Source organism: Plantactinospora sp. GCM10030261, from assembly GCF_042666615.1.
GTDB lineage: Bacteria > Actinomycetota > Actinomycetes > Mycobacteriales > Micromonosporaceae > KBS50.
In genome coordinates, this window is the sequence record NZ_JBHTDD010000028.1 from 36,298 (window position 1) to 62,019 (window position 25,722).

At 72.9% G+C, this 25,722-nt stretch carries 29 protein-coding genes; 27 read left to right on the forward strand and 2 right to left on the reverse strand.

The features are described 5' to 3' along the window. Window positions 1-97: 97 nt before the first annotated feature. The 11 genes from ACFQUZ_RS26235 to ACFQUZ_RS26285 all read left to right on the forward strand — a co-directional run bounded on the left by ACFQUZ_RS26235 (window position 98) and on the right by ACFQUZ_RS26285 (window position 11,537). Window positions 98-1,372 carry an adenosylmethionine--8-amino-7-oxononanoate transaminase gene (locus tag ACFQUZ_RS26235; RefSeq protein ID WP_377446743.1) on the forward strand — a complete coding sequence of 425 codons (1,275 nt, stop codon included), beginning with the start codon at window positions 98-100 and terminating at the stop codon, window positions 1,370-1,372. A gap of 109 nt (window positions 1,373-1,481) precedes the next feature. Continuing rightward, entirely contained in the window at window positions 1,482-2,324 is an 843-nt protein-coding gene (gene pyrF / locus ACFQUZ_RS26240) for an orotidine-5'-phosphate decarboxylase (RefSeq protein WP_377446851.1), read from the forward strand. 170 nt (window positions 2,325-2,494) lie between these two features. Continuing rightward, entirely contained in the window at window positions 2,495-2,812 is a 318-nt protein-coding gene (gene mihF / locus ACFQUZ_RS26245; protein WP_377446745.1) for an integration host factor, actinobacterial type, read from the forward strand. A 32-nt stretch (window positions 2,813-2,844) separates the two neighbouring features. Next, window positions 2,845-3,447 (forward strand): guanylate kinase, encoded by a 603-nt coding sequence (gene gmk / locus ACFQUZ_RS26250; protein WP_377446747.1) that lies wholly within the window; start codon window positions 2,845-2,847, stop codon window positions 3,445-3,447. Window positions 3,448-3,528: 81 nt separating this feature from the next. Continuing rightward, window positions 3,529-3,792 (forward strand): DNA-directed RNA polymerase subunit omega, encoded by a 264-nt coding sequence (rpoZ, locus tag ACFQUZ_RS26255; protein ID WP_091462737.1) that lies wholly within the window; start codon window positions 3,529-3,531, stop codon window positions 3,790-3,792. Window positions 3,793-3,807: 15 nt separating this feature from the next. Beyond that, window positions 3,808-5,010: a bifunctional phosphopantothenoylcysteine decarboxylase/phosphopantothenate--cysteine ligase CoaBC gene (gene coaBC / locus ACFQUZ_RS26260; protein WP_377446750.1), complete on the forward strand. Its 1,203-nt coding sequence runs from the start codon at window positions 3,808-3,810 to the stop codon at window positions 5,008-5,010. 109 nt (window positions 5,011-5,119) lie between these two features. Further along, complete coding sequence (gene metK, locus ACFQUZ_RS26265) at window positions 5,120-6,313, forward strand: methionine adenosyltransferase (protein ID WP_377446752.1); 1,194 nt, start codon at window positions 5,120-5,122, stop codon at window positions 6,311-6,313. A 59-nt stretch (window positions 6,314-6,372) separates the two neighbouring features. Next, the gene (locus ACFQUZ_RS26270; protein ID WP_377446754.1) at window positions 6,373-8,340 is read left to right on the forward strand and encodes a primosomal protein N'; all 1,968 of its coding nucleotides are present in this window, start codon (window positions 6,373-6,375) and stop codon (window positions 8,338-8,340) included. Between the two features lie 181 nt (window positions 8,341-8,521). Further along, window positions 8,522-9,082 (forward strand): peptide deformylase, encoded by a 561-nt coding sequence (gene def / locus ACFQUZ_RS26275; RefSeq protein WP_377446756.1) that lies wholly within the window; start codon window positions 8,522-8,524, stop codon window positions 9,080-9,082. A gap of 5 nt (window positions 9,083-9,087) precedes the next feature. Further along, window positions 9,088-10,014, forward strand: coding sequence for a methionyl-tRNA formyltransferase (gene fmt / locus ACFQUZ_RS26280; protein ID WP_377446758.1), 927 nt, complete (start codon window positions 9,088-9,090; stop codon window positions 10,012-10,014). Then, on the forward strand, window positions 10,011-11,537 hold the full coding sequence (locus ACFQUZ_RS26285) for an RsmB/NOP family class I SAM-dependent RNA methyltransferase (RefSeq protein ID WP_377446760.1): 1,527 nt from the start codon (window positions 10,011-10,013) through the stop codon (window positions 11,535-11,537). Before fmt ends, ACFQUZ_RS26285 begins: the two co-directional genes overlap by 4 nt. A gap of 153 nt (window positions 11,538-11,690) precedes the next feature. Here ACFQUZ_RS26285 and ACFQUZ_RS26290 read toward each other — a convergent pair whose 3' ends face one another. Continuing rightward, window positions 11,691-12,584, reverse strand: a complete 894-nt coding sequence (locus ACFQUZ_RS26290) for a septum formation family protein (RefSeq protein WP_377446762.1) — start codon at window positions 12,582-12,584, stop codon at window positions 11,691-11,693. 201 nt (window positions 12,585-12,785) lie between these two features. Here ACFQUZ_RS26290 and rpe point away from each other — a divergent pair, with 201 nt between their 5' ends. The 8 genes from rpe (at window position 12,786) to ACFQUZ_RS26330 (ending at window position 19,680) form a co-directional block, all read left to right on the forward strand. Beyond that, window positions 12,786-13,451 (forward strand): ribulose-phosphate 3-epimerase, encoded by a 666-nt coding sequence (rpe, locus tag ACFQUZ_RS26295; protein ID WP_377446763.1) that lies wholly within the window; start codon window positions 12,786-12,788, stop codon window positions 13,449-13,451. Window positions 13,452-13,459: 8 nt separating this feature from the next. Next, window positions 13,460-14,425, forward strand: coding sequence for a response regulator (locus tag ACFQUZ_RS26300; protein ID WP_377446765.1), 966 nt, complete (start codon window positions 13,460-13,462; stop codon window positions 14,423-14,425). Between the two features lie 621 nt (window positions 14,426-15,046). Further along, window positions 15,047-16,108 carry a bifunctional diaminohydroxyphosphoribosylaminopyrimidine deaminase/5-amino-6-(5-phosphoribosylamino)uracil reductase RibD gene (ribD, locus tag ACFQUZ_RS26305; RefSeq protein WP_377446767.1) on the forward strand — a complete coding sequence of 354 codons (1,062 nt, stop codon included), beginning with the start codon at window positions 15,047-15,049 and terminating at the stop codon, window positions 16,106-16,108. A gap of 2 nt (window positions 16,109-16,110) precedes the next feature. Continuing rightward, entirely contained in the window at window positions 16,111-16,716 is a 606-nt protein-coding gene (locus ACFQUZ_RS26310) for a riboflavin synthase (RefSeq protein WP_377446769.1), read from the forward strand. Then, a complete protein-coding gene (pnuC, locus tag ACFQUZ_RS26315) occupies window positions 16,716-17,414 on the forward strand; it encodes a nicotinamide riboside transporter PnuC (protein ID WP_377446771.1) in 699 nt (232 codons plus the stop codon). Before ACFQUZ_RS26310 ends, pnuC begins: the two co-directional genes overlap by 1 nt. Next, the gene (locus ACFQUZ_RS26320) at window positions 17,411-18,643 is read left to right on the forward strand and encodes a bifunctional 3,4-dihydroxy-2-butanone-4-phosphate synthase/GTP cyclohydrolase II (protein WP_377446773.1); all 1,233 of its coding nucleotides are present in this window, start codon (window positions 17,411-17,413) and stop codon (window positions 18,641-18,643) included. The genes pnuC and ACFQUZ_RS26320 overlap by 4 nt, the downstream gene beginning before the upstream one ends. 2 nt (window positions 18,644-18,645) lie before the next feature. Further along, entirely contained in the window at window positions 18,646-19,146 is a 501-nt protein-coding gene (ribH, locus tag ACFQUZ_RS26325) for a 6,7-dimethyl-8-ribityllumazine synthase (protein ID WP_377446775.1), read from the forward strand. Between the two features lie 48 nt (window positions 19,147-19,194). After that, entirely contained in the window at window positions 19,195-19,680 is a 486-nt protein-coding gene (locus ACFQUZ_RS26330) for a DUF1203 domain-containing protein (protein ID WP_377446777.1), read from the forward strand. A gap of 13 nt (window positions 19,681-19,693) precedes the next feature. Here the strand turns inward: ACFQUZ_RS26330 and ACFQUZ_RS26335 are convergent, their stop codons facing one another. After that, entirely contained in the window at window positions 19,694-20,692 is a 999-nt protein-coding gene (locus ACFQUZ_RS26335) for a zinc-dependent alcohol dehydrogenase family protein (RefSeq protein ID WP_377446779.1), read from the reverse strand. A gap of 154 nt (window positions 20,693-20,846) precedes the next feature. On the opposite strand from ACFQUZ_RS26335, the gene ACFQUZ_RS26340 reads away from it, so the two are divergent. From ACFQUZ_RS26340 to ACFQUZ_RS26375, 8 genes are all read left to right on the forward strand, one after another. Next, window positions 20,847-21,197 (forward strand): ArsR/SmtB family transcription factor, encoded by a 351-nt coding sequence (locus ACFQUZ_RS26340; RefSeq protein ID WP_377446781.1) that lies wholly within the window; start codon window positions 20,847-20,849, stop codon window positions 21,195-21,197. Window positions 21,198-21,369: 172 nt separating this feature from the next. Next, window positions 21,370-21,633, forward strand: a complete 264-nt coding sequence (locus ACFQUZ_RS26345) for a phosphoribosyl-ATP diphosphatase (protein ID WP_377446784.1) — start codon at window positions 21,370-21,372, stop codon at window positions 21,631-21,633. Window positions 21,634-21,685: 52 nt separating this feature from the next. Beyond that, a complete protein-coding gene (hisG, locus tag ACFQUZ_RS26350; protein WP_377446787.1) occupies window positions 21,686-22,531 on the forward strand; it encodes an ATP phosphoribosyltransferase in 846 nt (281 codons plus the stop codon). A 63-nt stretch (window positions 22,532-22,594) separates the two neighbouring features. Continuing rightward, the gene (locus tag ACFQUZ_RS26355) at window positions 22,595-23,050 is read left to right on the forward strand and encodes a PH domain-containing protein (RefSeq protein WP_377446790.1); all 456 of its coding nucleotides are present in this window, start codon (window positions 22,595-22,597) and stop codon (window positions 23,048-23,050) included. A gap of 480 nt (window positions 23,051-23,530) precedes the next feature. Beyond that, the gene (infC, locus tag ACFQUZ_RS26360; protein ID WP_377446854.1) at window positions 23,531-24,154 is read left to right on the forward strand and encodes a translation initiation factor IF-3; all 624 of its coding nucleotides are present in this window, start codon (window positions 23,531-23,533) and stop codon (window positions 24,152-24,154) included. A 19-nt stretch (window positions 24,155-24,173) separates the two neighbouring features. Beyond that, the gene (rpmI, locus tag ACFQUZ_RS26365) at window positions 24,174-24,368 is read left to right on the forward strand and encodes a 50S ribosomal protein L35 (protein WP_377446793.1); all 195 of its coding nucleotides are present in this window, start codon (window positions 24,174-24,176) and stop codon (window positions 24,366-24,368) included. A 32-nt stretch (window positions 24,369-24,400) separates the two neighbouring features. Beyond that, complete coding sequence (gene rplT, locus ACFQUZ_RS26370) at window positions 24,401-24,787, forward strand: 50S ribosomal protein L20 (protein WP_377446796.1); 387 nt, start codon at window positions 24,401-24,403, stop codon at window positions 24,785-24,787. 104 nt (window positions 24,788-24,891) lie between these two features. Next, window positions 24,892-25,701, forward strand: coding sequence for a TrmH family RNA methyltransferase (locus ACFQUZ_RS26375; RefSeq protein ID WP_377446855.1), 810 nt, complete (start codon window positions 24,892-24,894; stop codon window positions 25,699-25,701). Window positions 25,702-25,722: the final 21 nt, after the last annotated feature.

Below are 25,722 nucleotides of genomic sequence, written 5' to 3' on the forward strand. Positions count from 1 at the left end.
ACCGGCGTCCGGGCGCACCGGGAGGCCGGCGTTGACAAGGGACCCCTTCCAGGCGAGAAGCGATAGCAAGGGGCCCTTCCTTACGAGGAGGAGCGGCGTGACGCCCGAGGAGATCCTGGCCACCGACCAGACGCACGTCTGGCACCCGTACGCACCGATGCCGGCCGGCCGACCGCCGTATCTGGTGGAGAGCGCCCGTGGCGTCCGGCTTCGGCTGTCCGACGGGCGGGACCTGGTGGATGGCATGTCGTCCTGGTGGGCGGCCGTGCACGGCTATCGGCATCCGGTGCTGGACGCGGCGGTGGCCGACCAGGTGGGCCGGATGAGCCATGTGATGTTCGGCGGGCTGACCCACGAGCCGGCGGTCCGGCTGGCCCGCACGCTCGTGGAGGTGACGCCGCCGGGGCTGGACCACGTGTTCCTCTGTGACTCGGGATCGGTAAGCGTCGAGGTGGCGATCAAGATGTGCCTCCAGTACCAGCGCGGCCGGGGCCGGCCGGAGCGGCGCCGGCTCGGCACCTGGCGGGGCGGTTACCACGGGGACACGTTCCACCCGATGAGCGTCTGCGACCCGGAGGGTGGCATGCACCATCTGTGGGGCGACGTGCTGCCCCGGCAGGTGTTCACCACGGCGCCGCCGGCCGGCTTCGACGCGCCGGTGGATCCGGCGTACGAGGCGGCGCTCGCGGACGCGGTGCGGCGGCACGCGGCCGAGTTGGCCGCGGTGATCGTGGAGCCGGTGGTGCAGGGTGCCGGCGGGATGCGGTTCCACAATCCGCACTACCTGCGCGTGTTGCGTGAGGTCACCAGCCGGCACGGGGTATTACTCATTTTCGACGAGATCGCTACTGGATTCGGTCGCACCGGCACGCTGTTCGCCGCCGAGCACGCCGGGGTCACCCCGGACGTGATGTGCGTCGGCAAGGCTCTCACCGGCGGCTACCTGACCCTCGGCGCGGCGCTGTGCACCCCCGAGGTGGCGCGCGGCATCTCGGCCACCGGGGTGCTGGCGCACGGGCCGACGTTCATGGGCAACCCGCTCGCCTGCGCGGTGGCGAACGCCTCGATCGGGCTGCTGCGCGACGGGGACTGGGCGGCCGAGGTGCGGCGGATCGAGGCGGGGTTGCGGGCCGGGCTGGCGCCGCTGGCGGGCGCCGCGGGGGTGGCCGACGTCCGGGTGCTGGGCGCCATCGGGGTGGTCCAGCTCGACCACGAGGTGGACGTCGCCGCCGCGACCGAGGCGGCGGTGGACCACGGGGTGTGGCTGCGGCCGTTCCGCGACCTGGTCTACACCATGCCGCCGTACGTCACGAGCGACGCGGACCTGGCCCGGATCGCGGCGGCGGTGGGGGCGGCGGCCGCGGCCGGCTGAGCGCGACGACGCCGGGGAGCGGGACCAATCACACGACCGGGAACGGAACAACCGACCGACCGGGAACGGACGAACCGTGCCCGACCCGACCGGGAACCAGGAGGAGTGGATGGAGAGCTTCGGGACACGGCTGCATGCCGCCATGGGTGAGCGGGGACCGCTGTGTGTGGGCATCGACCCGCACGCCGCGTTGTTGCGTCGCTGGGGGTTGCCGGACGACGTGGCGGGGCTGGCCCGGTTCTGCGCCACGGTGGTCGAGGCGATCGCAGACCGGGTGGCGGTGGTAAAGCCGCAATCCGCCTTTTTCGAGCGTTTCGGGTCAGAAGGCATCGCAATACTTGAGTCAACTATCCGACAGTTGCGCTCGGCGGGTGCGCTTGTGCTCCTGGACGTGAAGCGTGGCGACATCGGATCCACCGTGGCCGCGTACGCCTCGGCATATCTAGATCCATCTAGCTCGCTGTGCGTCGACGCGGTGACGGCGAGCCCGTATCTCGGCGTGCGGTCGCTGGCGCCGATGTTCACCACCGCCGCCGAGCACGGCGCCGGCGTCTTCGTGCTCGCGCTGACCTCCAACCCGGAGGGAGCCGAGGTTCAGCACGCCCGGTCCGCCGACGGACGCACCGTCGCGCAGCTCGTCATCGACGAGATATCGCAGCTCAACGCGGGTGTGGAGCCGCTCGGCAACTTCGGTCTGGTGGTCGGGGCGACGATCGGAGACACCGGGCACGACCTGTCCCGGGTGAACGGTCCGCTGCTCGCACCGGGGCTCGGCGCCCAGGGCGGGAGTGCCGAAGATCTCCGTACGGTCTTCGGTGACCGGCTCGCCACCGTGCTGCCCGCGTACTCCCGGGAGGTGCTCGCGGCGGGTCCGGAGCCGGCCGCGCTGCGCGCGGCGGCGGACCGGGTGTTGGCCGAATGCCGTGCCGTCCTCGGCCGGCTGGCTGAGTGACCGATCGGTCACACGGGAGCGCTCCAGGCGTGCCCACGTTGCCGATTCGTTCGTTGAACGCTAGTTTTCCCCGCGCTGGGAACCAAATACCCCTTGGTTCACGGCCACACCACGTTTCACAGCAGCGGCGGGACGTTCCGCCCGTCGCGATAGGGACCTGAGGAGAACTGGTGCCGCTCCCGTCATTGACCCCAGAGCAGCGCGCTGCAGCGCTCGCCAAGGCCGCGGAGATCCGCAAGGCCCGCGCTGAGCTGAAGGAGCAGCTCAAGCAGGGCAAGACCACCCTCGCCGCCGTCCTTGACCGGGCGGAGTCGGACGATGTCGTCGGCAAGCTGAAGGTCTCGGCCGTCCTGCAGGCCATGCCGGGCATCGGCAAGATCCGGGCGACACAGATCATGGAGAAGCTCAAGATCGCCGACAGCCGCCGCCTGCGTGGCCTCGGCGAACAGCAGCGTAAGGCACTGCTTGCGGAGTTCGCTGCGAACTAGTTCGCCGCACCGTGTAGAAACAAGCAGTGAGCATGGATGACGACGCGCGCCCGGCAGCCCGTCTCACTGTCCTGTCCGGCCCCTCCGGGGTCGGCAAGGACAGCGTGATCGAGCTGATCCGGGCGCGCTCGCCCTGGGTCTGGCTGTCGGTCTCGGTGACCACCCGCAGGATGCGGGACTACGAGGTCGACGGCGTCCACTACTACTTCGTCGACCGGCCCGAGTTCGAGCGGATGATCGCCTCCGGGCAGCTGCTCGAGTGGGCCGAGTTCGCCGGCAACCTCTACGGCACGCCGCGCGGGCCGGTCGAGGCGCACCTGCGTCGGGGCGAACCCGTGCTGCTGAAGATCGACCTGCAGGGTGCCCGGCAGGTCCGGCAGGCGATGCCCGAGGCGCAGCTGGTATTCCTCGCCCCGCCCAGCGTCGAGGAACTCAAGCGGCGGTTGATCGGCCGGGGCACGGACGACGACGAGACGATCCGGCGACGGCTCGCCCACGCCGACGAGGAACTCGCCGCGGAGAGCGAGTTCGACGTGACGGTGGTCAACGACTATGTCGAGCGGGCCGCCGACGAGCTGGTAGGCTTGCTCGGTTATTCCTTTCTGACCCCGGCGCAGCCGCGGTCCAGCGGCTGACCGACACCAACCACGGTCCTCCGGGGTTTGTGACATCAGACCGCGGTCTTCGCGGCGTGAGAGACACAGAGGTTGTTTTTCGTGGGATCCATCGCCAACCCCGAGGGCATCACCAACCCCCCGATCGACGAGCTGCTGGAGAAGACCTCCTCGAAGTACGCGCTTGTCATCTTCGCGGCCAAGCGCGCCCGTCAGGTCAACGCCTACTACAGCCAGCTCGGTGAGGGCCTGCTGGAGTACGTCGGCCCGCTGGTGGAGACCACGCCGCAGGAGAAGCCGTTGTCGATCGCGATGCGCGAGATCAACGCGGGCCTGCTCACCGCCGAGCCGACCGACCAGCCGTAGTTCGACCGCGCGGAGATGACGACCCGGGTTGTCCTCGGCGTCGGTGGCGGGATCGCCGCGTACAAGGCGTGTGAACTGCTCCGGCTGCTCACCGAGTCGGGCCATTCGGTGCGGGTCGTGCCGACCGCCTCGGCCCTGCGTTTCGTCGGTGCGCCGACCTGGGCCGCGCTGTCCGGGCAGCCGGTGGCCGACGACGTCTGGGCTGACGTGCACGAGGTGCCGCACGTCCGACTCGGTCAGCAGGCCGACCTCGTGGTGGTCGCCCCGGCGACCGCCGACCTGCTGGCCCGGGCGGCCCACGGCCTGGCCGACGACCTGCTCACCAACACGCTGCTGACCGCCCGCTGTCCGGTGCTGCTCGCCCCGGCCATGCACACCGAGATGTGGGAGCACCCGGCCACCAGGCAGAACGTGACCACCCTGCGGGAGCGCGGGGTGCTGGTCCTGGAACCGGCGAGCGGCCGGTTGACCGGTGCCGACACCGGCAAGGGTCGACTGCCCGATCCGGCCGAGATCTTCGCCGTCGCCCGCCGGCTGCTGGCCCGGGGCGCCGCCGCGCCGCCGGACCTGGCCGGCCGGCACGTCGTGGTGACCGCGGGTGGCACCCGCGAGCCCCTCGACCCTGTCCGCTACCTGGGCAACCGATCCTCCGGCAAGCAGGGGTACGCGTTCGCCCGGAGCGCCGCCGCCCGTGGTGCCCGGGTGACGCTGATCGCGGCGAACGTCGCCCTGGCCGACCCGGCCGGCGTGGACCTGGTGCGGGTGGGGACCACCGAGGAGCTGCGCAAGGCCACCCTGGAGGCGGCCGACACCGCCGACGCGGTGGTGATGGCCGCGGCGCCGGCGGACTTCCGGCCGGCGGTGTACGCGCCAGAAAAGATCAAGAAAGCCGGTGACGGGTCGGCGCCGACGATCGACCTGGTCACCAACCCGGACATCGCGGCCGAGCTCGGCGAGCGTCGCAGATCCGACCAGGTGCTTGTGGCATTCGCCGCCGAGACGAGCGACGCCGAGGCGAACGCGCGGGCTAAGCTGACCCGCAAGAAGGCGGACCTCATCGTGGTCAACGTGGTGGGTGCCGACCGGGTGTTCGGTGCGGAGACCAACGCGGCGACGGTGCTGGGCGCGGACGGATCCCGGGTGGACCTACCCGAGCAGGCCAAGGAGGATCTCGCCGACCGGGTGTGGGACCTGGTCGTTGACCGGTTACCCGCCTGACGCCCCGACCGCGCAGCGCCGCCGGTCCGACATTCGAGGGAGCCTCCCGCGAGGCTAGCGTGGCGGTGGCTAGACTGCCGCGCAACCAGTTTCAACCATGAGGAGCGCCGTGGCACGCCGCCTGTTTACGTCCGAGTCGGTCACGGAAGGCCACCCGGACAAAATCGCCGACCAGATCAGTGACGGAATCCTGGATGCCCTGCTGGCGCAGGATCCGCGGAGCCGGGTGGCGGTGGAGACACTGATCACCACCGGCCAGGTGCACGTCGCCGGCGAGGTGACGACCAAGGCGTACGCCGACATCCCGACGATCGTGCGGGAGACCATCCTGGGGATCGGCTACGACTCGTCGAAGAAGGGTTTCGACGGGGCGTCCTGTGGCGTCAGCGTGTCGATCGGGGCGCAGTCGCCGGACATCGCGCAGGGTGTGGACAGCGCCATCGAGCTGCGTAGCGGTTCGTCGGAGAGCGCGCTGGACGCGCAGGGCGCCGGTGACCAGGGCATGATGTTCGGCTTCGCCTGCTCGGAGACGCCGGAGCTGATGCCGCTGCCGATCGCGTTGGCGCACCGGCTGGCCCGGCGGCTGTCCGCGGTACGCAAGGACGGCACGGTGCCCTACCTGCGGCCGGACGGCAAGACCCAGGTGACCATCGAGTACGACGGCCTGCGGCCGGTGCGGCTGAACACCGTCGTCGTGTCGTCGCAGCACGCCGCGGACATCTCCCTGGAGTCGCTGCTCACGCCGGACGTGCGGGAGCACGTGATCGCGCCCGAGCTGGAGGGCCTGGGCCTGGACACCGAGGGTTACCGGCTGCTTGTCAACCCGACCGGCCGGTTCGAGATCGGTGGCCCGATGGGCGACGCCGGTCTCACCGGGCGGAAGATCATCGTGGACACCTACGGCGGGTACGCCCGGCACGGCGGCGGCGCCTTCTCCGGCAAGGACCCGTCGAAGGTGGACCGGTCGGCGGCGTACGCGATGCGGTGGGTCGCCAAGAACGTGGTGGCCGCCGGGCTGGCCGAGCGGTGCGAGGCGCAGGTCGCGTACGCGATCGGCAAGGCGCACCCGGTGAGCCTGTTCGTGGAGACGTTCGGCACCGAGAACGTGCCGGTGGACCGGATCGAGAAGGCGATCGGCGAGGTGTTCGACCTGCGGCCGGCGGCGATCATCCGCGACCTGAACCTGACCCGGCCGATCTACCAGCAGACCGCGGCGTACGGCCACTTCGGCCGGGAACTGCCGGACCTGACCTGGGAGAGCACCGACCGCGCCGCCGACCTGAAGTCGGCTGCGGGAGCCTGACCAGCGGTACGCGAGACGACCGGCAGCCCGCCGACGGGCTGCCGGTCGCTCGTGTCTGCGTGGACGTACCGCTGGCGCACCTGGACCGTCCGTTCGACTATCTGGTCCCGACGGAGTACGACGAGACGGCCCGGCCCGGCACCCGGGTGAAGGTCCGGTTCTCCGGCCAACTGGTCGACGGGTGGGTGCTGGAGCGGGTCGCCGAGTCGGCGCACGGCGGGCGGCTGGCGTACCTGCAGCGGCTGGTGTCCCCGGAACCGGTGCTGGCCCCGGAGATCGTCCGGCTGGCCCGCGCGGTGGCGGACCGGTACGCGGGTGGTCTCGCCGATGTGCTGCGGCTGGCCGTCCCACCCCGGCACGCCAAGGTCGAGAAGGAAGGCGACGCCGGGGACGCCCTCGGCACCGGTGACGGTCGACCGACTGCGGCCGGCGGGCCGGACACGGCTGGCGGGACAGCGGCCGGCGGGCCGGACACGGCCGACGACGGGTGGCGCCCGTACCCGACGGGTCCCGCGTTCCTGCAGGCGTTGCGGGACGGGCGCTCGCCTCGAGCGGTGTGGTCGGCGCTGGCCGGCGAGGACTGGGCCGCCCGGATCGCCGCGGCGATCGGTGCCACCGCGCGGTCCGGTCGTGGTGCGGTCGCCGTGGTCGCCGACGCCCGTGACCTCGACCGCCTCGACGCCGCGGTCACCGCCGAGCTGGGTGCCGGCCGGCACGTCGCGCTCTCCGCGGCGCTCGGCCCGGCCAAGCGATACCGCGCCTTCCTCGCCGCCCGGCGCGGCCGGGTACCGGTCGTGATCGGCACCCGGGCCGCGATGTTCGCCCCGGTGTCCCGGCTCGGCCTGGTCGCCATCTGGGACGACGGTGACGATCTGCACGGCGAGCCACGGGCGCCGTATCCGCACGCCCGCGAGGTGCTGCTCACCCGGGCCCAGCAGGCCGACACCGCCGTCCTGGTCGGCGGGTACGCCCGCACCGGTGAGGCGCAACTGCTTGTGGAAACCGGGTGGGCGCGGGAGATCGTGGCGGACCGGGTGACCATCCGGGCGCGGACCCCGCGGGTCGTGCCGATCGGGGATGATCCGCAGTTGGCCCGGGATCCGGCGGCCGAGTCGGCACGGCTGCCGAGCATCGCCTGGGAGGCGGCCCGCGCGGCGCTCGGCGTGGACGCCCCGGTGCTGGTGCAGGTGCCCCGGCGCGGTTACCTGCCGTCGGTGTCCTGCGCCACCTGCCGTACCCCGGCCCGGTGTGCCACCTGTCAGGGCCCGCTCGCGCTGGGGTCCGCCCGCGCGGTGCCGGCCTGCCGGTGGTGCGGGCGACCCGCGGCCGCGTACGCCTGTCCGGTGTGCGGGGGACGGCGGTTGCGGGCCGCGGTGACCGGCGCCCGGCGGACCGCCGAGGAACTGGGCCGGGCCTTTCCCGGTGCCCCGGTGCGCACCTCCGGCCGGGACGAGGTGCTGAGCGCGGTGCCCGCGCAGGCCGCGCTGGTGGTGGCCACCCCGGGGGCCGAACCGGTGGCGGACGGGGGCTATGGGGCGGTGCTGCTGCTGGACACCTGGGCCCTGCTCACCCGCGCCGACCTGCGGGCCAGCGAGGAGGCGCTGCGCCGGTGGATGGCCGCGGCGGCGCTGGCCCGGCCGGGCGAGACCGGGGGTCGGGTGGTCGTGGTGGCCGACGGTGGGCTCGCGGCGGTGCAGGCGTTACTGCGCTGGGACGCGGCCTGGTTCGCCGCCCGGGAGCTGGCCGAGCGGCGCGCGCTCGGCTTCCCGCCGGCGGTGCGGATGGCCAGCGTTACCGGCGTCCCGGCGGCGGTGGCCGATCTGTTGACCGAGGCTCGGCTGCCGGCCGGGGTGGAACAGCTCGGGCCGGTGCCGGCGGGGGAGGGACAGGAACGGATGCTGCTGCGAACGGCCCGCTCCGGTGCCGTCGAGCTGGCCAGGGCGCTGCACGCCGCGGCCGGTGTCCGATCGGCCCGCAAGGCGAACCAGCCGGTCCGGATCCAGGTGGACCCGCACGAGCTGTTCTGATCGGGCACCGGCCCGAACCGTGGTTGATCAAGACCTTCGCGTCACCGACAGGCGCCGTTCCTGACGCACGACTCTTGATCAACCGGCGGGTGGTCCGTGGGTGACCGGCGGGCCCGGGCGCGGTCCGTGCGGTCCGTAGACTGGTACGGCAGCCCGACCCCGTGTGAAGGAGCTACCCCGAGTGACCGTCCAGCCCATCCGCCTCTTCGGTGACCCGGTGCTGCGCACGCCGGCCGAGCCGGTCGTCGACTTCGACGCCGAACTGCGCCGGTTGGTGGCCGACCTGACCGAGACCATGCGGGAGCAGAACGGCGCGGGGCTGGCGGCGCCGCAGCTCGGAGTGGGGCTGCGGGTCTTCGCCTTCGACGTCGACGACGTGGTGGGGCACCTGGTCAACCCGGTGCTGGACTTCCCCGACGCCGAGGAGCAGGACGGCCCCGAGGGCTGCCTGTCCATTCCCGGGCTGTACTTCGACACCAAGCGGCGGCAGAACGTGGTGGCCAAGGGTTTCACGATGCATGGCGACCCGCTGCAGATCGTCGGCACCGGCATGCTGGCCCGGTGCGTCCAGCACGAGACCGACCACCTGGACGGGGTGCTCTTCATCGACCGGCTGGACCCGGCGGGGCGCAAGGCGGCCATGAAGGCGATCCGGCAGGCCGAATGGTACGACCAGGCCGCGCCGCCGGTGGTCAAGGTCAGCCCGCACGCGGCCGGGAACCCGTTCGGGCTCGGTCGGTGACCCGGATGCGCCTGCTTTTCGCCGGTACGCCGGCCGTGGCGGTGCCCGCCCTGGACGCGATCGCCGCCTCCGGCCACGACCTGCTGGCCGTGGTGACCCGACCCGACGCCCCGGCCGGCCGGGGCCGTGGCCTGTCCCGGTCGCCGGTCGGCACCTGGGCGGACGAGCGTGGCATCGAGGTGCTCACCCCGCGGCGACCGAAGGAGCCGGACTTCCTGGCCCGACTTGCCGAACTGGCGCCGGACTGCGTCCCGGTGGTCGCGTACGGCGCGTTGGTGCCGCCGGCCGCGCTGGAGATTCCCCGGCACGGGTGGATCAACCTGCACTTCTCGTTGCTGCCGGCCTGGCGGGGCGCGGCGCCGGTGCAGCACGCGGTGCTGCACGGTGACGAGATCACCGGGGCCAGCGTGTTTCAGCTTGAGCAGGGGCTGGACACCGGGCCGGTGTTCGGCACGTTGACCGACGAGATCCGCCCCACCGACACGTCCGGCGACCTGCTGCACCGGCTGGCCGAGTCGGGTGCCGGCCTGCTCGTGGCGGTGCTCGACGCGATCGCCGCCGGCACCGCCCGGGCCGAGCCGCAGCCGGCCGACGGGGTGTCGCTGGCACCGAAGCTGACCGTCGAGGACGCCCGCGTCGACTGGACGGAGCCGGCGTTCGCGGTGGACCGCCGGGTGCGTGCCTGCACCCCGGCTCCGGGGGCGTGGACGACCTTCCGTGACGACCGGGTCAAGTTGGGTCCGGTACGGCCGGTGGCCAACGGTCCGGACCTGGCACCGGGTGTGGTGCGGGTGGAGCGGGACGGGGTGCTGGTCGGCACCGCGACCACCCCGGTCGCGCTGGGTGAGGTGCGGGCGGCGGGTAAGCGGGCGATGCCGGCGGCGGACTGGGCGCGCGGCGTGCGGGTCGGTGCCGGCGAGGTGCTCGCGTGACGCCGGATCGGCCGGTTCGCGGCCGGGCCGAGGGTGGGGCACGGCCGGATCGGCCGGTTCGCGGCCGGGCCGAGGGTGGGGCACGGCCGGTTCGCGGCCGGGCCGACGTCGGGGCGCGACCGGAGCGGGAGCGCCCCGGCCGGCGGCCCGGAAGGCCACCCGTGGATCACGCTCGGCGGGCCGCGTACGACGCCGTGGCCGCCACCCACCGCGACGACGCGTACGCCAACCTGGTGCTGCCGGGTCTGCTTACTGAGCGAGGGCTGCACGGTCGGGACGCCGCGTTCGCCACGGAGCTGACCTACGGCACGTTGCGCACCCGGGGGACGCTGGACGCGGTGATCGCGGCGGCGGCCGGTCGGGACGTCGACCGGATCGACCCGCCCGCCCGCGACGCCCTCCGGCTCGGTGTCTACCAACTGCTGTACACCCGAGTGCCGGCGCACGCGGCGGTCTCGGCCACCGTCGACCTGGTGCACGCGGTGGCGCCCGGTGCGGTCGGCTTCGCCAACGCGGTCCTGCGCCGCACGGCGGAGCAGGATCTCGACGCCTGGGTCGCCGAGGTGGCGCCCTCGGCGGACGACGATCCGCTGGGTCACCTGTCGGTCGCGTACAGCCACCCGCGCTGGATCGTCCGGGCCTTCTCCGACGCCCTCGGTGGCGACCTGACCGAGATGACCCGATTGCTGATCGAGGACAACGAGCGCCCGCCGGTGCATCTCGCGGTCCGTCCCGGCCGGGCCGACGCGGTCGAACTGGCCGAGGAGGTGGGCGGCGCGCCCGGCGCCTTCTCGCCGTACGCGGTCTATCTGGCCGGCGGCGCTCCCGGCGACCTGGCGGCCGTGGCCGACGGGCGGGCGCACGTGCAGGACGAGGGCTCGCAACTGGTGGCCGTGGCGCTTGCCGACGCGCCACTGACCGGGACGGACACCCGGTGGCTGGACCTGTGTGCTGGTCCGGGCGGCAAGGCGGGCCTGCTCGGCGCGCTGGCTGCCGCGCGCGGCGCCGAGGTGACCGCCGTCGAGGTGGCCGAGCACCGGGCGCGGTTGGTGTCCAACGCGGTGCGCGGCCTGCCGGTGACGGTGTTGACGACCGACGGGCGATCGGTGGGTGCCGATCCGGACCTGCCGGCGGGCGGCTTCGACCGGGTGCTCGTCGATGCCCCGTGCACCGGGCTCGGCGCGTTGCGCCGCCGCCCCGAGTCCCGCTGGCGCCGGCAGCCGTCGGACCTGCCGCCGCTGACCCGGTTGCAGCGGGAACTGCTCGGTGCCGCGCTGCGCGCGGTGCGGCCGGGTGGCCTGGTCGCCTATGTCACCTGTTCACCGCACACGGTGGAGACCCATGTGACGGTCACCGAGGCGGCCCGGCGGTCCGACGTACCGGTGGATTTCGTGGACGCGCGGACCCTGCTGCCGGCCGGGATGCCGGGCCTGGGCGACGGGCCCACCGTGCAGTTGTGGCCGCACCGGCACGGCACCGACGCGATGTTCCTGGCCGTCCTGCGGCGCGGCGGGTCCGGCTGACCGGCGCCTGGCGCCTGGCGCCTGGCGCCGATTCCAACGGCGTGGGGGGAGGGCGCGGCTGGGTGTGGTGTGCAGGGGCGTGGTGGCGAGGGCGCGGCTGGGTGTGGTGTGCAGGGGCGCGGCTGGGTGTGGTGCGGAGGGCGCGGCTCGGCGTCAGGCGGCGGGCAGCAGCGTCGGTCCGGCGCCCTGGGCAGACCGGGTGAGGTCCCGGTCGCTGACCCAGAGGAAGCACTGCACGCCGCGTTCGCCAAGCGCCCACGCCGCCGCGTCCGGTCGGTAGATGATCGAGCCGACCCGGACCCCGATCTCGTTGTTGTCCGGTAGCCCGGCGAACGTGGCGACCGTGCTCATGCAACTGCGGTGGATGCGCTCCCGGTTCCGTTCGAACACCTCGTACGTCGAGTCGGGTGCCCGGTGGATGCCCGCGAACTCGGCCCGATGTGGGGCGTCGCACGACACCGGCTCCATAAAGTTGATCTCGTTGCCGATCAACTTCGGCTGGAAACAGCCGTGCGCGAGCGGGGACGGACCCATCAGCGCGCCGCGCAGCGACGCGGTGCGCACCACCGCCGTGTCGTCGTCGAGGCTGCGGGTCTCCTGGAGGTCGCAGCGGTACCAGCGGGCGCCGGCGGTCCACGCCTCGGCCCGGGGCAGGATCAGCGCGATGGCCAGCCGGCCGATCCGCCAGTCGGCGCCCACCACCTCCCGCGCGGCCCGGTCACATTCCTGGTACGCGGCCCGCACCGGAGCCGACCCGGGCGCGGGCGGCGTGCCGGTGGCCCGGCCGTCGCCGTCGAACTCACCGACGTGGACGGTCTCGGCGCGGTGCGGGCGTCCACAGTCCACGGGCTGGAAGGTGGCGACCGAGTCGTCGCGGACCTGCGGGTGGCAGGTGTTGGAGATGGGTGTCCAGACCTTCGGGGTGTCCAGCGGTGCCCAGTCGTCGATGAGGTTGGCGTCCACTCCGGCGGGTGTGCTGCAGCCGGTGAGCGTCACCGTCACCACCGCGACCGCCACGAGCGTGATCCCGCCGAACCAGCGTCGCACCCTGTCAGCCCTCCCCGGGACATCGATGGTCGCAGTCCCGCAAGCCGCGCCGTACCGTACGGGACGGCCCGAGCAGCAGATGCTACCCGCGAGTCGGCATCGGCGGCAGGGGACGGTCACCCATGCCGCCGGGGGTGGGGGTCCGGGCGCACCGGGGTGCCTCGGCGCGCCGGGGGTCGACGTCGTTCGTACACTGGCGCCGTGGTCGCACCGATCGTCGCTCCCAGTATTCTCGCCGCCGACTTCGCCCGGCTGGCCGACGAGGCCAGGGCCGTGGAGTCCACGGCCGACTGGCTGCACGTCGACGTGATGGACAATCACTTCGTGCCGAACCTGACCATCGGGCTGCCGGTGGTGCAGAGCCTGCTCGCGGCGACGTCGCTGCCGTTCGACGTGCACCTGATGATCGACGACCCGCGCCGCTGGGCTCCCGGCTACGCCGACGCGGGCGCGTACAACGTGACGTTCCACGCCGAGGCCTGCGCGGACCCGGTGGCCCTGGCCAAGGACCTGCGTTCGGCGGGCGCCAAGGCGGGACTGGCGATCGACCGGGACACGCCGATCGAGCCGTACCTTGACCTGTTGCCGAGTTTCGACACCCTGCTGATCATGACGATCAAGGCGGGTTTCGGCGGCCAGCGGTTCGTTCCCGAACTGCTCGACAAGGTGCGCACCGCGCGCAGACATGCCGACGCGGGTCACCTGGAGCTGCGGATCGAGGTGGACGGCGGGATCGGCGCCGACACCATCGAGCAGGCCGCCGCCGCGGGCGCGGACGCGTTCGTGGCCGGGACCGCGGTCTACGGCGCCGAGGATCCCGCGGCCGCCGTGCGCGAGCTGCGCCGGCTCGCCGAGCGCGCCGGGTAGGTCGGGCCGTGACCGTGGAGCCCTCGACGGCGCAGCCACGCGAGGTGATCCTGGTCGTCGACGACGACGAGGACATTGCCCGGTTCGTGGCGTTCAACCTGCGGCTGCACGGTTTCGACGTGGAACACGCCCACGACGGCCAGGAGGCGCTGGAGATGATCGGCCGCCGTCGCCCGGACCTCGCCGTGGTGGACCTGATGATGCCCCGGATGGATGGCCTGGAACTGACCCGGCGGCTGCGGGCGGACCCGATGACCGCGGTGCTTCCGGTGATCATGTTGACCGCCCGGGGGATGACCGCCGACAAGGTTCAGGGGCTGACCACCGGTGCGGACGACTATCTGGTGAAGCCGTTCGACACGGCGGAGCTGGTGGCTCGGGTGATTTCCACGCTGCGGCGCAACAAGGAGTTCCGGGAGGTCTCGCCACTGACCGGGCTGCCCGGCAACAGCCGGATCCGGCGGGAGATCAGCGACCGGGTGCGCGGCGGGGTGGACTACGCGGTCGGCTACATCGACATCGACCGGTTCAAGAGCGTCAACGACCGGTACGGCTTCGTCCGCGGCGACGAGTTCATCAGCGCGCTGGCCCGCAGCCTGCACCGCGCCGTGGTGTCGGTGGCGCTGCCGCCGGCGTTCCTCGGTCACATCGGCGGGGACGATTTCGTCATCGTCTGCGCGCCCGAGCAGGTCCGACCGCTCACCGAGCGCGCGGTTGTCGACTTCGAGCGGGCGGCCGACGAGCTGTACGACCCCGAGGACCGGGAACGCGGGTACGTCGAGCTGAAGGACCGTCGGGGCAACCTGCAACGGGCCGCGCTGGTGACGCTGTCGATCGGGGTGGCGCTCTCCACCGCCGAGCGGCGGTTCACCGATCCGCTGGAGGTGATCGCGGTGGCCTCGGACATGAAGAGCGTGGCGAAGGGTCAGCCCGGCTCGTACGTCGCGGTCGACCGTCGGCGCTCCGGAGCCTGACCCGCTCGGTGACCCGCCCGCTGGTCCCTGGCGCGCTGACCCGTTGGATGATCCCACCCGTTGTCCCCCGACGCGCTGACCCGGCACGGGTCGTTCGGACGGGTTGACCCGCCGCTGGTCTTCTGACGTGCTGACCCGCCGCCGGTCGATCATGGTCGTCGTTCCCCGTCCCCGAGGCCCGCGGCCTGCGGTGATGTCCATGATCGCCAGGTCGGGCGGGAGCGGTGGGGTTGTGACTTGGATCGCGCGAAGGGCGCGGGTGTCGGTCGATCGTGTAAGACTTTCCGGGTACCCACCACGCGCTGGCGGGACTCGGTGAAATTCCGAACCGGCGGTGATCCACGGCTCCGGCCGAGGTGAGCCCGCGACCCGGGCGGCTTGTCCGTCCGGTGGACCCGGTGTGACTCCGGGGCCGACGGTTGGGGGCGGCGATGCCGCGCCTAGACAGTCCGGATGGGAGACAGCGCGGGACGGATGGGGCCACGGCGCGCGTCCGCGTGCCCGCCGGTCCTCGTCCGGGGTCGGCCGTGCCGTCCCCTGGACGGTTCGCCGCCCTGCGTCGGCCCCGCGCCCACTCCCGACCCGCCCGCGCCCGAGACGGCGAGCGGAGGCGAGGTCGGCATGGCGAGCGTCCCGACCGGCGACGCGATGCGTCGCGCCATCTCCCTCGCCGCCCGTGGGCTCGGCACCACCAGCCCCAATCCGGTCGTCGGGTGCGTCCTGCTGGACACCGCCGGCGAGATCGTCGGCGAGGGTTTCCACGCGTACGCGGGAGGTCCGCACGCCGAGGTCGTGGCGCTGGCCCAGGCCGGCGAGCGGGCCCGGGGCGGCACGGCGGTGGTCACCCTGGAGCCCTGCGACCACACCGGGCGGACCGGCCCGTGCAGCGCCGCGCTGGTCCACGCCGGCGTGCGCCGGGTGGTGATCGCCGTGGCCGACCCGGACCCGGTGGCCGCCGGGGGCGCCGACACACTCCGCGCCGCCGGGGTCGAGGTCGTCTTCGGGCCGTACGCCGCCGAGGCGGAGGCCGGCAACATCGTCTGGCTGACCGCCGTGCGGCGGCAGCGGCCCTACCTGGTCTGGAAGTACGCCGCGACCCTGGACGGTAGGTCGGCCGCGGCGGACGGCACCAGCATGTGGATCACGTCCGAGGCGGCCCGGAGCGACGTCCACGCGTTGCGCGGCGCCGTCGACGCGGTGCTGGTCGGGGTGGGCACGGTGCTCGCCGACGACCCCCGGTTGACGGTCCGTGACATAGGGGACGGGTCGCTGGCCGTCCGGCAGCCGCTGCGGGTGGTGGTGGACAGCGCGGGGCGTACCCCCACCGACGCCCGGGTCCGCGACGCCGCCGCCACCACCTGGATCGCCACCACCGCGGCGGTCGGCTCGGGCCCCGACGGCCGGGTCGACCTGGCCCGGCTGCTGACCGAGTTGTACCGCCGGGGTGTGCGGTCCGCGCTGCTGGAGGGCGGGCCCCGGCTGGCCGGCGCGTTCCTGGCCGCCGGGCTGGTCGACCGGGTGGTCGGATATCTCGCCCCGCGCCTGCTGGGCGCGGGCCCGGCAGCGCTGGAGGACGCCGGGGTGGGCACCATCGCCGAGGCCATCGACCTCGAACTCGCCGACGCGGAGCGCGTCGGTCCAGACCTTAAGATCGTCGCTTATCCCCGGCAGAGGGAGGATTGACCATGTTCACCGGCATCGTCGAGGAAATGGGGCAGGTCGTCCGGTTGATCGATCCGGACCGTGACGCGGCGCTGCTCACGATCCACGGCCCGGTGGTGGCCGCGGACGCCCGGCACGGGGACTCCATCGCCGTCAACGGCGTCTGTCTGACCGTCGTCGACACCGACGGGCCGGTATTCACGGCCGACGTGATGGGGGAGACGTTGCGTCGTTCGGCGCTCGGCGCCCTGCGTGCGGGTGACCCGGTCAACCTGGAACGGGCCGCGACCCTGGGCAGCCGGTTGGGCGGCCACCTGGTGCAGGGCCATGTGGACGGCGTCGGCGAACTGCTCGACCGGTCCGACGAGGGGCACTGGGAGTCGGTCCGGTTCGCGGTGCCCGAGGGGCTCGACCGGTACCTGGTCGAGAAGGGTTCGATCACCGTCGACGGGGTGTCGCTGACGGTGACCGCCGTCGGCCCGGACTGGTTCTCGGTCGGGTTGATCCCCACCACCCTCAAGCTCACCACCCTGGGCCAGCGCCGGGTCGGCGACCGGGTCAACCTGGAGGTCGACGTGATCGCCAAGTACGTCGAGCGGCTGCTCGGTGCCCGGGCGGGGGAGCACTGATGGACGCCCTGCACTGGCTGCTCGACGCCCGCCTGCAGATCGCCGGCTCCCCGGTGCTGTGGCGCGAGGTGATCGGCAACGCCTTCGGGCTGACCTCGGCGATTCTCGGCATGCGGCGCGTCGTGTGGGCGTGGCCCGTCGGGATCGCCGGCAACGCCCTGCTGTTCACCGTATTCCTGGGCGGCGCCTTCGCCACCCCGCAGCACGTGGACCTCTACGGCCAGGCCGGCCGCCAGGTCTTCTTCTTCGCGGTCAGCCTGTACGGCTGGTGGTGTTGGTCCCGGACCCGGCGACTGGGCAGCGATCCGGACCACGCCGCGGTCACCCCCCGCTGGGCCACCGGTCGGGAGCGGCTGACGCTGCTGGTGGCGGCCCTGGTGGGCACCGCTGTCGGGTACCCGGTGCTCGCCGCGCTGGGCTCCTGGGGGCCGCTGCCGGACGCCTGGATCCTCGTCGGCAGCCTGCTCGCCACGTACGGCATGGCCCGGGGTTGGGTGGAGTTCTGGCTGATCTGGATCGCGGTGGACGCGGTTGGGGTACCACTGCTGCTGCGTGGCGGGTTCTACCCGTCGGCCGCGATGTACCTGATCTACGGGTTCTTCTGCGTCTGGGGCTTCGCCAGTTGGTGGCGTACCTCGTCCGCCGTCCGGCAGCGGGCCGGGCGGCTTCCCTCGACCTACTCGGAGGCTGTCGCATGACCACATTTGGCACGATCGAGCAGGCGGTGGCCGATGTCGCCGCGGGTCGCCCGGTCATCGTGGTGGACGACGAGGGTCGGGAGAACGAGGGAGACCTGTTCTTCGCCGCCGAGCTGGCCACCCCGGAACTTGTCGCCTTCACCATGACCGAGTGCCGGGGCCTGCTCTGCGTACCGATGACGGACGAGGCGCTGAACCGGCTGAACCTGGGCGACATGGTCAGCCTCAACACCGAACGGCACCACACCGCGTTCACCGTCTCGGTCGACGCCCGCGACGGCGTCGACACCGGCATCTCCGCCGCCGACCGGGCCCGCACCATCTCGTTGCTCGCCGCGGCGGGAACCCGGCCGGACGACCTGGCCCGGCCGGGGCACGTGTTCCCGCTGCGCGCCAAGCCCGGCGGGGTGCTGCGTCGCGCCGGGCACACCGAGGCGGCCGTCGACCTCGCCCGGCTGGCGGGGCTCGCTCCGGTCGGCGTGATCTGCGAGATCGTCAACGACGACGGCACCATGGCCCGGGTGCCGGAGCTGACGCTGTTCGCCGAGAAGCACGGCTTCACGATGATCAGCATTGCCGACCTGATCGCGTACCGGCGGCGCACCGAGACACAGGTCGAGCGGATGGCGGAGGTGCGGCTACCGACCGACTTCGGCCTCTTCCGGGCGTACGGGTACCGTGCGGCGTACGACCCGGCGGAGCACATCGCGCTTGTGTACGGCGACCTCGGGGACGGGCTCGACGTGCTGGTCCGGGTGCACTCCGAGTGCCTCACTGGGGACGTGTTCGGCTCCCTGCGCTGTGACTGCGGTCCGCAGCTGCACGCGGCGCTGAACCGGGTGGCCGCCGAGGGGCGGGGCGTGGTGCTCTACCTGCGCGGGCACGAGGGACGGGGGATCGGCCTGCTGCACAAGCTCCAGGCGTACCAGCTCCAGGACCTGGGTCGGGACACCGTGGACGCCAACCTCGACCTGGGGTTGCCGGCCGACGCGCGGGACTACGGCACCGGCGCGCAGATCCTCGCCGACCTGGGCATCCGGTCGATGCGCCTGCTGACCAACAACCCGGCGAAGCGGGCGGGGTTGGAAGGGTACGGCCTGACCGTGTCCGGTCGCGAGCCGATGCCGGTGCGCGCGCACCCGGAGAACGTCCGCTACCTGCGGACCAAGCGGGACCGGATGGGGCACCTGCTGGACGAGTTGGACGAACTGATCGAGGAGACGGGCTGACGGTGGCGGGTTTCGGGGAGCCGGGTGTCGACGCGGTCGACGGCTCGGGACTGGTGGTGGGTGTGGTGGCGGCTCGCTGGCACGGCGAGCTGACCGACCACATGCTGGACCGGGCGGTCGCGGCCGCCCGGACGTGCGGGGCCGCGGACGTGGTGGTGGCCCGGGTCGCCGGGTCGGTGGAGCTGCCGGTGGTGGCACAGGCGCTGGCCCGCCGGTGTGACGTGGTGGTGGCGCTCGGCGTGGTGGTGCGCGGGGCGACGGCCCACTTCGACTACGTCTGCCGGTCGGTAACCGACGGGCTGACCCGGGTCGCGCTGGACAGCGGCAAGCCGGTGGCGCACGGCGTGCTCACCGTGAACACGATCGAGCAGGCCCGGGACCGGGCCGGCTTGCCCGGATCGGCGGAGGACAAGGGGTGGTCGGCCACCGTGGCGGCGGTCGAGGCGGCGCTGGCGATCCGCGAGGTGTCGTCGGCCGCCAGCCGCCCGGTCGGCTTCCGGTAGGGCCGATTCCCGCCAGCGCTCGGGACCCCCGGCGGGCAGGCTTGTGACATGCCGACGACGAGCCTGTCCTTCCTGGTCCACGCCATCCCCGCGCCGGTGCTCGACGAGGTGCGGGCCACCGGCCGGGACGTCTCCGCACATCCGGTGGTGCGGATTCCCGCCGATGGCGGCGAGCCGCTGCGCTGCTGCCTGCGCGACGCGGGGCCGGGGGAGGAGTTGCTGCTGTTCGGTTACGAGCCGCCGTTGCCGCCGTCGCCGTATCGGGAGATCGGCGCCGTGTTCGCGCACGCCCGACGGTGTGACGGTCCGGAGGGCACCGGCTACCCGGCCGCGTGGCGCGGCCGGGACCAGGTGCTCCGGGCGTACGACCGGCGTGGCTGGATCGTCGGGTCGAGCGTGCACGACGGTCGGGATCCGGAGGCGGCGATCACCGACCTGTTCGCCGATCCGTCCGTCACGCTCGTGCACAGCCGCAACGTCGGCCACGGCTGCTTCATGTTCGCCGTCACCCGGTCCGAGCCGGCAGCACGCTAGCGGCGGGGCCCGATCAGTGGTCGACAGTTACCACGATCTTGCCGAACTGGGCGTTGGACTCCAGATACCGGTGCGCCTCGACGATGTCGGACAGGTCGAAGACCCGGTCCACCACCGGCGCGAGGGCGCCACCGCGCAGCCCGGAGGTCACGAACGCCGCCGCGCGGCGTAGCCGGTCCGGATCCGTGGTGATCTCGTACAGGGTGTACCCGCGCAGGTTCAGCCCTCGCCGCATCGCATCGACAAGCGGAAACGGCGTGTCCCCTCCGCCGAGGGCGCCATAGAGGCACAGCGTGCCGCCCGGCGCGACGGCGGAGCTGAGGCGCGCCGTTCCCGGCCCGGCGACGGCATCGAAGACGAACTCGGCACCGCGGCCGCCGGTGGCGGCGTGGACCCGGTCGACGACGTCCTCCTCGTCGGTGACGATGACGTCCGCCGCGCCCGCCTTGAGCAGCAGGTCGCGTTTGGTGGTGGTGCGGGTGGTGGCGATCGGGGTGGCCCCGATCCGGTTGGCGATCTGGATGGCAGCCAGCCCGACGCTGCTGGACGCGGCGGTGAGCAGAACCGTGTCGCCGGGCCGCAGGCCGCCCATGTCGAGCAGCGCGCCGTAGGCGGTGACGTACGGCATCCACACGGCCGCGCCGGTGACGGCGTCCACCCAGTCGGGGCGGGGAAGCACGGCGGCGGCGGGCACGATCGCCCGTTCCGCGTACACCCCGTAGTCGTTCTGGGAGAAGGCCGGGACCACGCTTACCGGGTCACCCGCCCGGAGGTCGGTCACCCCGTCACCCACCGCCTCCAGCACACCGGCGGCCTCGGTGCCGAGGCTGGTGGGGAAGGCGCGGACCGGCTCGATGTAGTAGCCGCCGCGGAACATCGCCTCGGCCCGGTTCAGCCCGATCGCCTCGATCCGGACCCGGACCTCGCCCGGTCCGGGTTCGCCGACGGTCGCCTCCTCGACCCGGAGCACTTCGGGTCCGCCGAGTTCGTGAAACCGTACGACCCTGCTCATCAACAACCGCCCTTCGACAACGGCATCCCGGGTGGCGCCGGCGCGCCACCCGGACCTCAGTGAAGCCTTAAGTACGATCGTTGTCAAACTACGATGGATGTCGAACCTAATCGGCTGTCGTACCATGGCCTCGGCTACGAGGGGAGAAGAGCCGATGGCGGCTGTCCGCACCGGGGCGCTGGACCGCGTACCGCCGCACCCCGATGTGCGCGACGTCACGCTGCAACAGGTGCTCGAAGCCCTCGTGGATCCCGTGCGTCGGGGCATCGTGGCCCAGCTGTACACGGCCGGGCAGGACATCAAGTGCGGCGCCTTCGACATGCCGGTGAGCAAGTCGACAGGTACCCACCACTTCCGGGTGCTGCGCGAGGCCGGGCTGATCCGCCAGTACTACGTGGGCACGTCGCGGATGAACGCGCTGCGCCGGGCCGACGTGGAGGCGGCCTTCCCCGGCCTGCTGGCCGCCCTGTTCGGTGCCGGGGGCGGGTCGGCGGGGTCGCGCTGACCGGGTCCCGCCGAGCGGTGACCAGGTCGAGCCGGCGGGCCAGGCCCGCCGTCGCCGCTGCTGGCGGCCGGCACGGCTCCGGTGGTGGCCGGCACGGCTCCGGCGGGCCGGCCGTGGGACGGCCCCGGCCCGGCGCGGGCAAGCCGGCCGGCGGCTGCGACAATCACCAACCGTGAAGACGTTCGAGGAGCTGTTCGCCGAGCTGGCGGCGAAGGCCGCCGCCGGTACCCCCGGCTCGGCGACCGTCGCCGCCCTGGAGCGCGGCGTGCACGCCATCGGCAAGAAGGTCGTCGAGGAGGCGGCCGAGTCCTGGATGGCGGCCGAGCACGAGGGCCCGGAGCGGGCCGCCGAGGAGATCTCCCAACTGCTCTACCAGGCCCAGGTGCTGATGCTGGCCACCGGGCTCAAACTGGAGGACGTCTACCGACATCTGTGAGTGCCCCGTCGCGACTGATACTCATCTCGTCGAAGCCCAAGGAGCACCACTGATGCTGCGCATCGCCGTACCCAACAAGGGAACCCTGGCCGACCCCGCCGCCCAGATGCTGCGCGAGGCCGGCTACCGGCAGCGGCCGGACGGCCGGGACCTGGTCTGCCGGGACGAGCCGAACGACGTCGAGTTCTTCTACCTGCGCCCCAAGGACATCGCCACCTATGTCGGCTCCGGCGATCTCGACCTCGGCATCACCGGCCGGGATCTGCTGGTCGACGCCGGTGGCGCGGCCGAGGAAGTCCTCGATCTCGACTTTGGGGCGGCCACGTTCCGGTTCGCCGCCCGGCCCGAGACGCTGTCCTCGATCGAGGAGATCGACGGCCGCCGGGTGGCCACCGCGTACCCCGGGGTGGTGACCCGCCACCTGGCCGAGCGCCGGCTCACCGCCGAGGTGATCCGGCTCGACGGCGCGGTGGAGAACGCCATCCGGCTCGGCGTCGCGGACGTCATCGCCGATGTCGTATCGACCGGTGCCACGTTGCGCCAGGCCGGGCTCGTGGTGGTCGGCGAACCGATCCTGCGGTCGTCGGCCGTGCTGATCCGCCCGGCGGCGGCGCCGGCGAACGGCCGGGTGGCCCAGCTCGAACGCCGGCTGCAGGGCGTGCTTGTCGCCCGCCGGTACGTGATGCTCGCCTACGACGTGCGGGCCGACCTGTTGGATCGGGCTAGTGCCCTCACCCCGGGGATCGAGTCGCCGACCATCTCGCCGCTGCACCGGGAGGGCTGGGTCGCGGTGGAGGCGATGGTGCTGCGTGACGAGGTGCACCGGATCATGGACGAACTGTACGAGCTGGGGGCGCGGGCGATCCTGGTCACCAACATCCACGCCTGCCGGCTGTGAGCAGCGGACGGCGGGGTGCGGCCTGCGCGACAGTTCTTGGTGGCCGGGTGGCAGACTGAAGCGGTGAGCGAAACCGACGTCGTCCGGCTGCGGCCGTACCGGATCCGCGTGGTCGCCTGGATCTCGGCGGCCGCCCTGCTGGTGCTGTTCAGCCTGATCGCCACCTCGCTGCACGGGCCGACCGGGCAGGGGCAGGGCACGTTCCAGCGCGGTGACCAGGCGGCCATGGTCGGCCTCGGTGTCCTGGCCGCGCTCGCCTGCCTGTTGTTCACCCGGCCGCGGGTCGAGGCTGACGCGCGCGGCCTGCGGGTCCGCAACCTGGTCGGCTCGTACGACCTGCCCTGGGAGGTGGTCCGCGCGGTGCGGTTCAACCGGGGGACGCCATGGGCCACCCTGGAGCTGTACGACGACGACACGCTGCCGATGCTGGCGGTGCAGGCGGCGGACAAGGAGCGGGCGGTGGCCGGGGTGCGGTCGCTGCGGACATTGCACGAGCGGCACCGCGCCGACGCGCTCTGACCCACCCCGCGCCGTACCCTTCGGCGATCTTGCACGTGGGGCTGCCGTTTCGCGCCTGGGGTCCGTTGTTCCCGGACCGAAGACGCACGTCACCCAGTCCTCCTGGGGGGACGCCTCGCGGGTGGAAGCGGTCGGGTCCGCTCACCGGCCCGATCGCGTGGGATGGGAGCGTGTTGGGACTCGCCGCGCGGCTGTTTCGCGGACGAGTATCCGGCCTGGTAGCATCGTCGTGTCGACCATGTCGTCGGCCGCCGAAAAGCGGGCGGACGACCATAAAGCGGAGCGCCTGCTCCCACCCGTCTCGCCCTTCGGCGGCCGGGTCCGGTCACCGGCTCGGGCATCCGCCCATGCCGGGGTGCGGCAGCGCACCAGACCGGTCGAGCGGGCCCTGGCATGCGCCGGGGCCTTCTGCTTTCCGGGTCGGTTCCCGCCGGGGGAGCCACCGGGGTCACGTCCTTATCGAGCAACCGAGGAGGCCCCATCAGCGTCGAACCACGCGTCAACGATCAGATCCGGGCACGCGAGGTCCGTCTGGTCGGTCCAGAGGGTGAGCAGGTGGGCATCGTCCCGCTGGAGCGCGCCCTGCAACTGGCCGCGGACGTCGACCTGGACCTGGTCGAGGTCGCGCCGATGGCCCGCCCGCCCGTGTGCAAGCTCATGGACTTCGGCAAGTTCAAGTACGAGAGCGCACTGAAGGCGCGCGAGGCGCGGCGTAACCAGCAGCAGACCGTCATCAAGGAAATGAAGCTCCGGCCGAAGATCGACCCGCACGATTACGAGACCAAGAAGGGTCACGTGGTGCGGTTCCTCAAGGCGGGCGACAAGGTCAAGGTGACGATCATGTTCCGCGGTCGGGAGCAGAGCCGCCCCGAGCTGGGTTACCGGCTCCTGCGCCGGCTCGAGTCCGAGATCTCGGAGCTGGGGTACGTCGAGGCCGCCCCGAAGCAGGACGGCCGTAACATGATCATGGTTTTGGCTCCGCATCGGGCCACCAAGGCTGCCGCCACGGCGGCTCGCACCGGTGGACCTCGGGAGCGCGAGGCGGGCGCCGCCGAGGCGCCCCCGGCCGAGGCGGCCGGACCCGCCGGGACCACCGGCGAGTAACAGGGGAGAGACGTTTCACATGCCGAAGATGAAGAGCCACACGGGTATGGGCAAGCGCGTCCGGGTGACCGGGCGCGGCAAGGTCGTGTCCCAGCAGGCCGGGATGCGCCACAACCTGGAGAAGAAGCCCTCCACCCGGACCCGCCGCCTGGCCGGCACGGTCGAGGTGGCCAAGGCTGACGTCAAGCGCATCAAGAAGCTGCTGGGCCGCTGACGCGCGCCACCTGAACGAAAGAAGGAGTTGAGATGGCACGCGTCAAGCGGGCTGTGAACGCCCAGAAGAAGCGCCGCACCATGCTGGAGTCCGCCAGCGGCTACCGCGGTCAGCGCTCCCGCCTCTACCGCAAGGCCAAGGAGCAGGTGCTGCACTCGATGCAGTACGCCTACCGGGACCGTCGCGACCGCAAGGGCGACTTCCGGCAGCTCTGGATCACCCGGATCAACGCGGGTGCCCGGGCCAACGGGCTGACCTACAACCGGCTGATCCAGGGCCTGCGGCTGGCCGGCGTCGAGGTGGACCGCAAGATCCTGGCGGACCTGGCGGTCAACGACGCCACCGCGTTCGCCGCGATCGTCGAGGTCGCCAAGGCCGCGGTGGCGGCCGAGGGCACCGGCGGCGCGAAGGCCGCCTGATCGGCAGGCGTCAGCTCAGCGAGGCGCCCCCCGGGCCGGACCGCCGGCCGGGAGGGCGCCTCGTTGACGTACCGGACGGGCGGCTCGCCGGCGGGTCCGGCGCACTGTTCACGCCGCGTACCCCCCGGGTCGTCGCCGCCCGGCGGCTGCGTCGCCGCCGGGACCGGGAGGCGTCCGGCCGCTTTCTCGCCGAGGGTCCGCAGGCGGTACGCGAGGCGCTGGACCGCCCCGGAACGGTGGTCGAGCTCTTCGGCGTCCCGGCCGCTCTCGACCGGTACGCCGAGCTGACCGGTGCCGCCGTCCGGGTCGGGGTGCCGGTTTCGCCGGTGACCGACGAGGCGTTGGCGGCGCTCACCGAGACGGTCGCGCCGCAGGGTCTGGTCGCGGTCTGCCGGCACCTCGACGTCCCGCTCGACGAGGCACTCGCCGACCCGCCCCGCCTGGTGGTGGTGCTCGCCGAGATCCGTGACCCGGGCAACGCCGGCACCGTGCTGCGCACCGCCGACGCGGCCGGCGCCGGTGCGGTGGTGTTCGCCGGCGCGGCCGTCGACCCGTACAACGGCAAGTGTGTGCGGGCCTCCGCGGGCAGCGTCTTCCACGTCGACCTGGCCCGGGCGGCCGATCCGGCGGAGGCGGTGACCCGGGTCCGGGCGGCGGGACTGACGGTCCTGGCCGCCTCCGGGTACGGCGAGACCGACCTGGACGACCTGGCCGACGCCGGCCGGCTGGGCCGACCCACCGCGTGGCTGTTCGGTTCGGAGGCACACGGTCTGCCCGAGTCGCTGGCCGCCGCGGCCGACGCCCGGGTCCGGGTGCCGCTGCACGGCCGCGCGGAGAGCCTCAACCTGGCCGCCGCCGCGGCCGTCTGCCTGTACGCTTCCGCCAGGGCGCTGCACCGCGAGCGCGAGGAGTGAGCCGGTTTGGCGAGCCCCGCA

Excerpts from the sequence above, each read along its gene's own strand:
- ACFQUZ_RS26330 (WP_377446777.1), top strand. The coding sequence starts at position 19,195 with ATGCCGACGACGAGCCTGTCCTTCCTGGTCCACGCCATCCCCGCGCCG.
- rplT (WP_377446796.1), top strand. The coding sequence starts at position 24,401 with ATGGCACGCGTCAAGCGGGCTGTGAACGCCCAGAAGAAGCGCCGCACC.
- ACFQUZ_RS26340 (WP_377446781.1), top strand. The coding sequence starts at position 20,847 with ATGGCGGCTGTCCGCACCGGGGCGCTGGACCGCGTACCGCCGCACCCC.
- ACFQUZ_RS26320 (WP_377446773.1), top strand. The coding sequence starts at position 17,411 with ATGACCACATTTGGCACGATCGAGCAGGCGGTGGCCGATGTCGCCGCG.
- pyrF (WP_377446851.1), top strand. The coding sequence starts at position 1,482 with ATGGAGAGCTTCGGGACACGGCTGCATGCCGCCATGGGTGAGCGGGGA.
- ACFQUZ_RS26335 (WP_377446779.1), bottom strand. The coding sequence starts at position 20,692 with ATGAGCAGGGTCGTACGGTTTCACGAACTCGGCGGACCCGAAGTGCTC.
- rpmI (WP_377446793.1), top strand. The coding sequence starts at position 24,174 with ATGCCGAAGATGAAGAGCCACACGGGTATGGGCAAGCGCGTCCGGGTG.
- hisG (WP_377446787.1), top strand. The coding sequence starts at position 21,686 with ATGCTGCGCATCGCCGTACCCAACAAGGGAACCCTGGCCGACCCCGCC.
- fmt (WP_377446758.1), top strand. The coding sequence starts at position 9,088 with ATGCGCCTGCTTTTCGCCGGTACGCCGGCCGTGGCGGTGCCCGCCCTG.
- coaBC (WP_377446750.1), top strand. The coding sequence starts at position 3,808 with ATGACGACCCGGGTTGTCCTCGGCGTCGGTGGCGGGATCGCCGCGTAC.
- ribD (WP_377446767.1), top strand. The coding sequence starts at position 15,047 with ATGGCGAGCGTCCCGACCGGCGACGCGATGCGTCGCGCCATCTCCCTC.
- ACFQUZ_RS26310 (WP_377446769.1), top strand. The coding sequence starts at position 16,111 with ATGTTCACCGGCATCGTCGAGGAAATGGGGCAGGTCGTCCGGTTGATC.
- pnuC (WP_377446771.1), top strand. The coding sequence starts at position 16,716 with ATGGACGCCCTGCACTGGCTGCTCGACGCCCGCCTGCAGATCGCCGGC.
- gmk (WP_377446747.1), top strand. The coding sequence starts at position 2,845 with ATGGATGACGACGCGCGCCCGGCAGCCCGTCTCACTGTCCTGTCCGGC.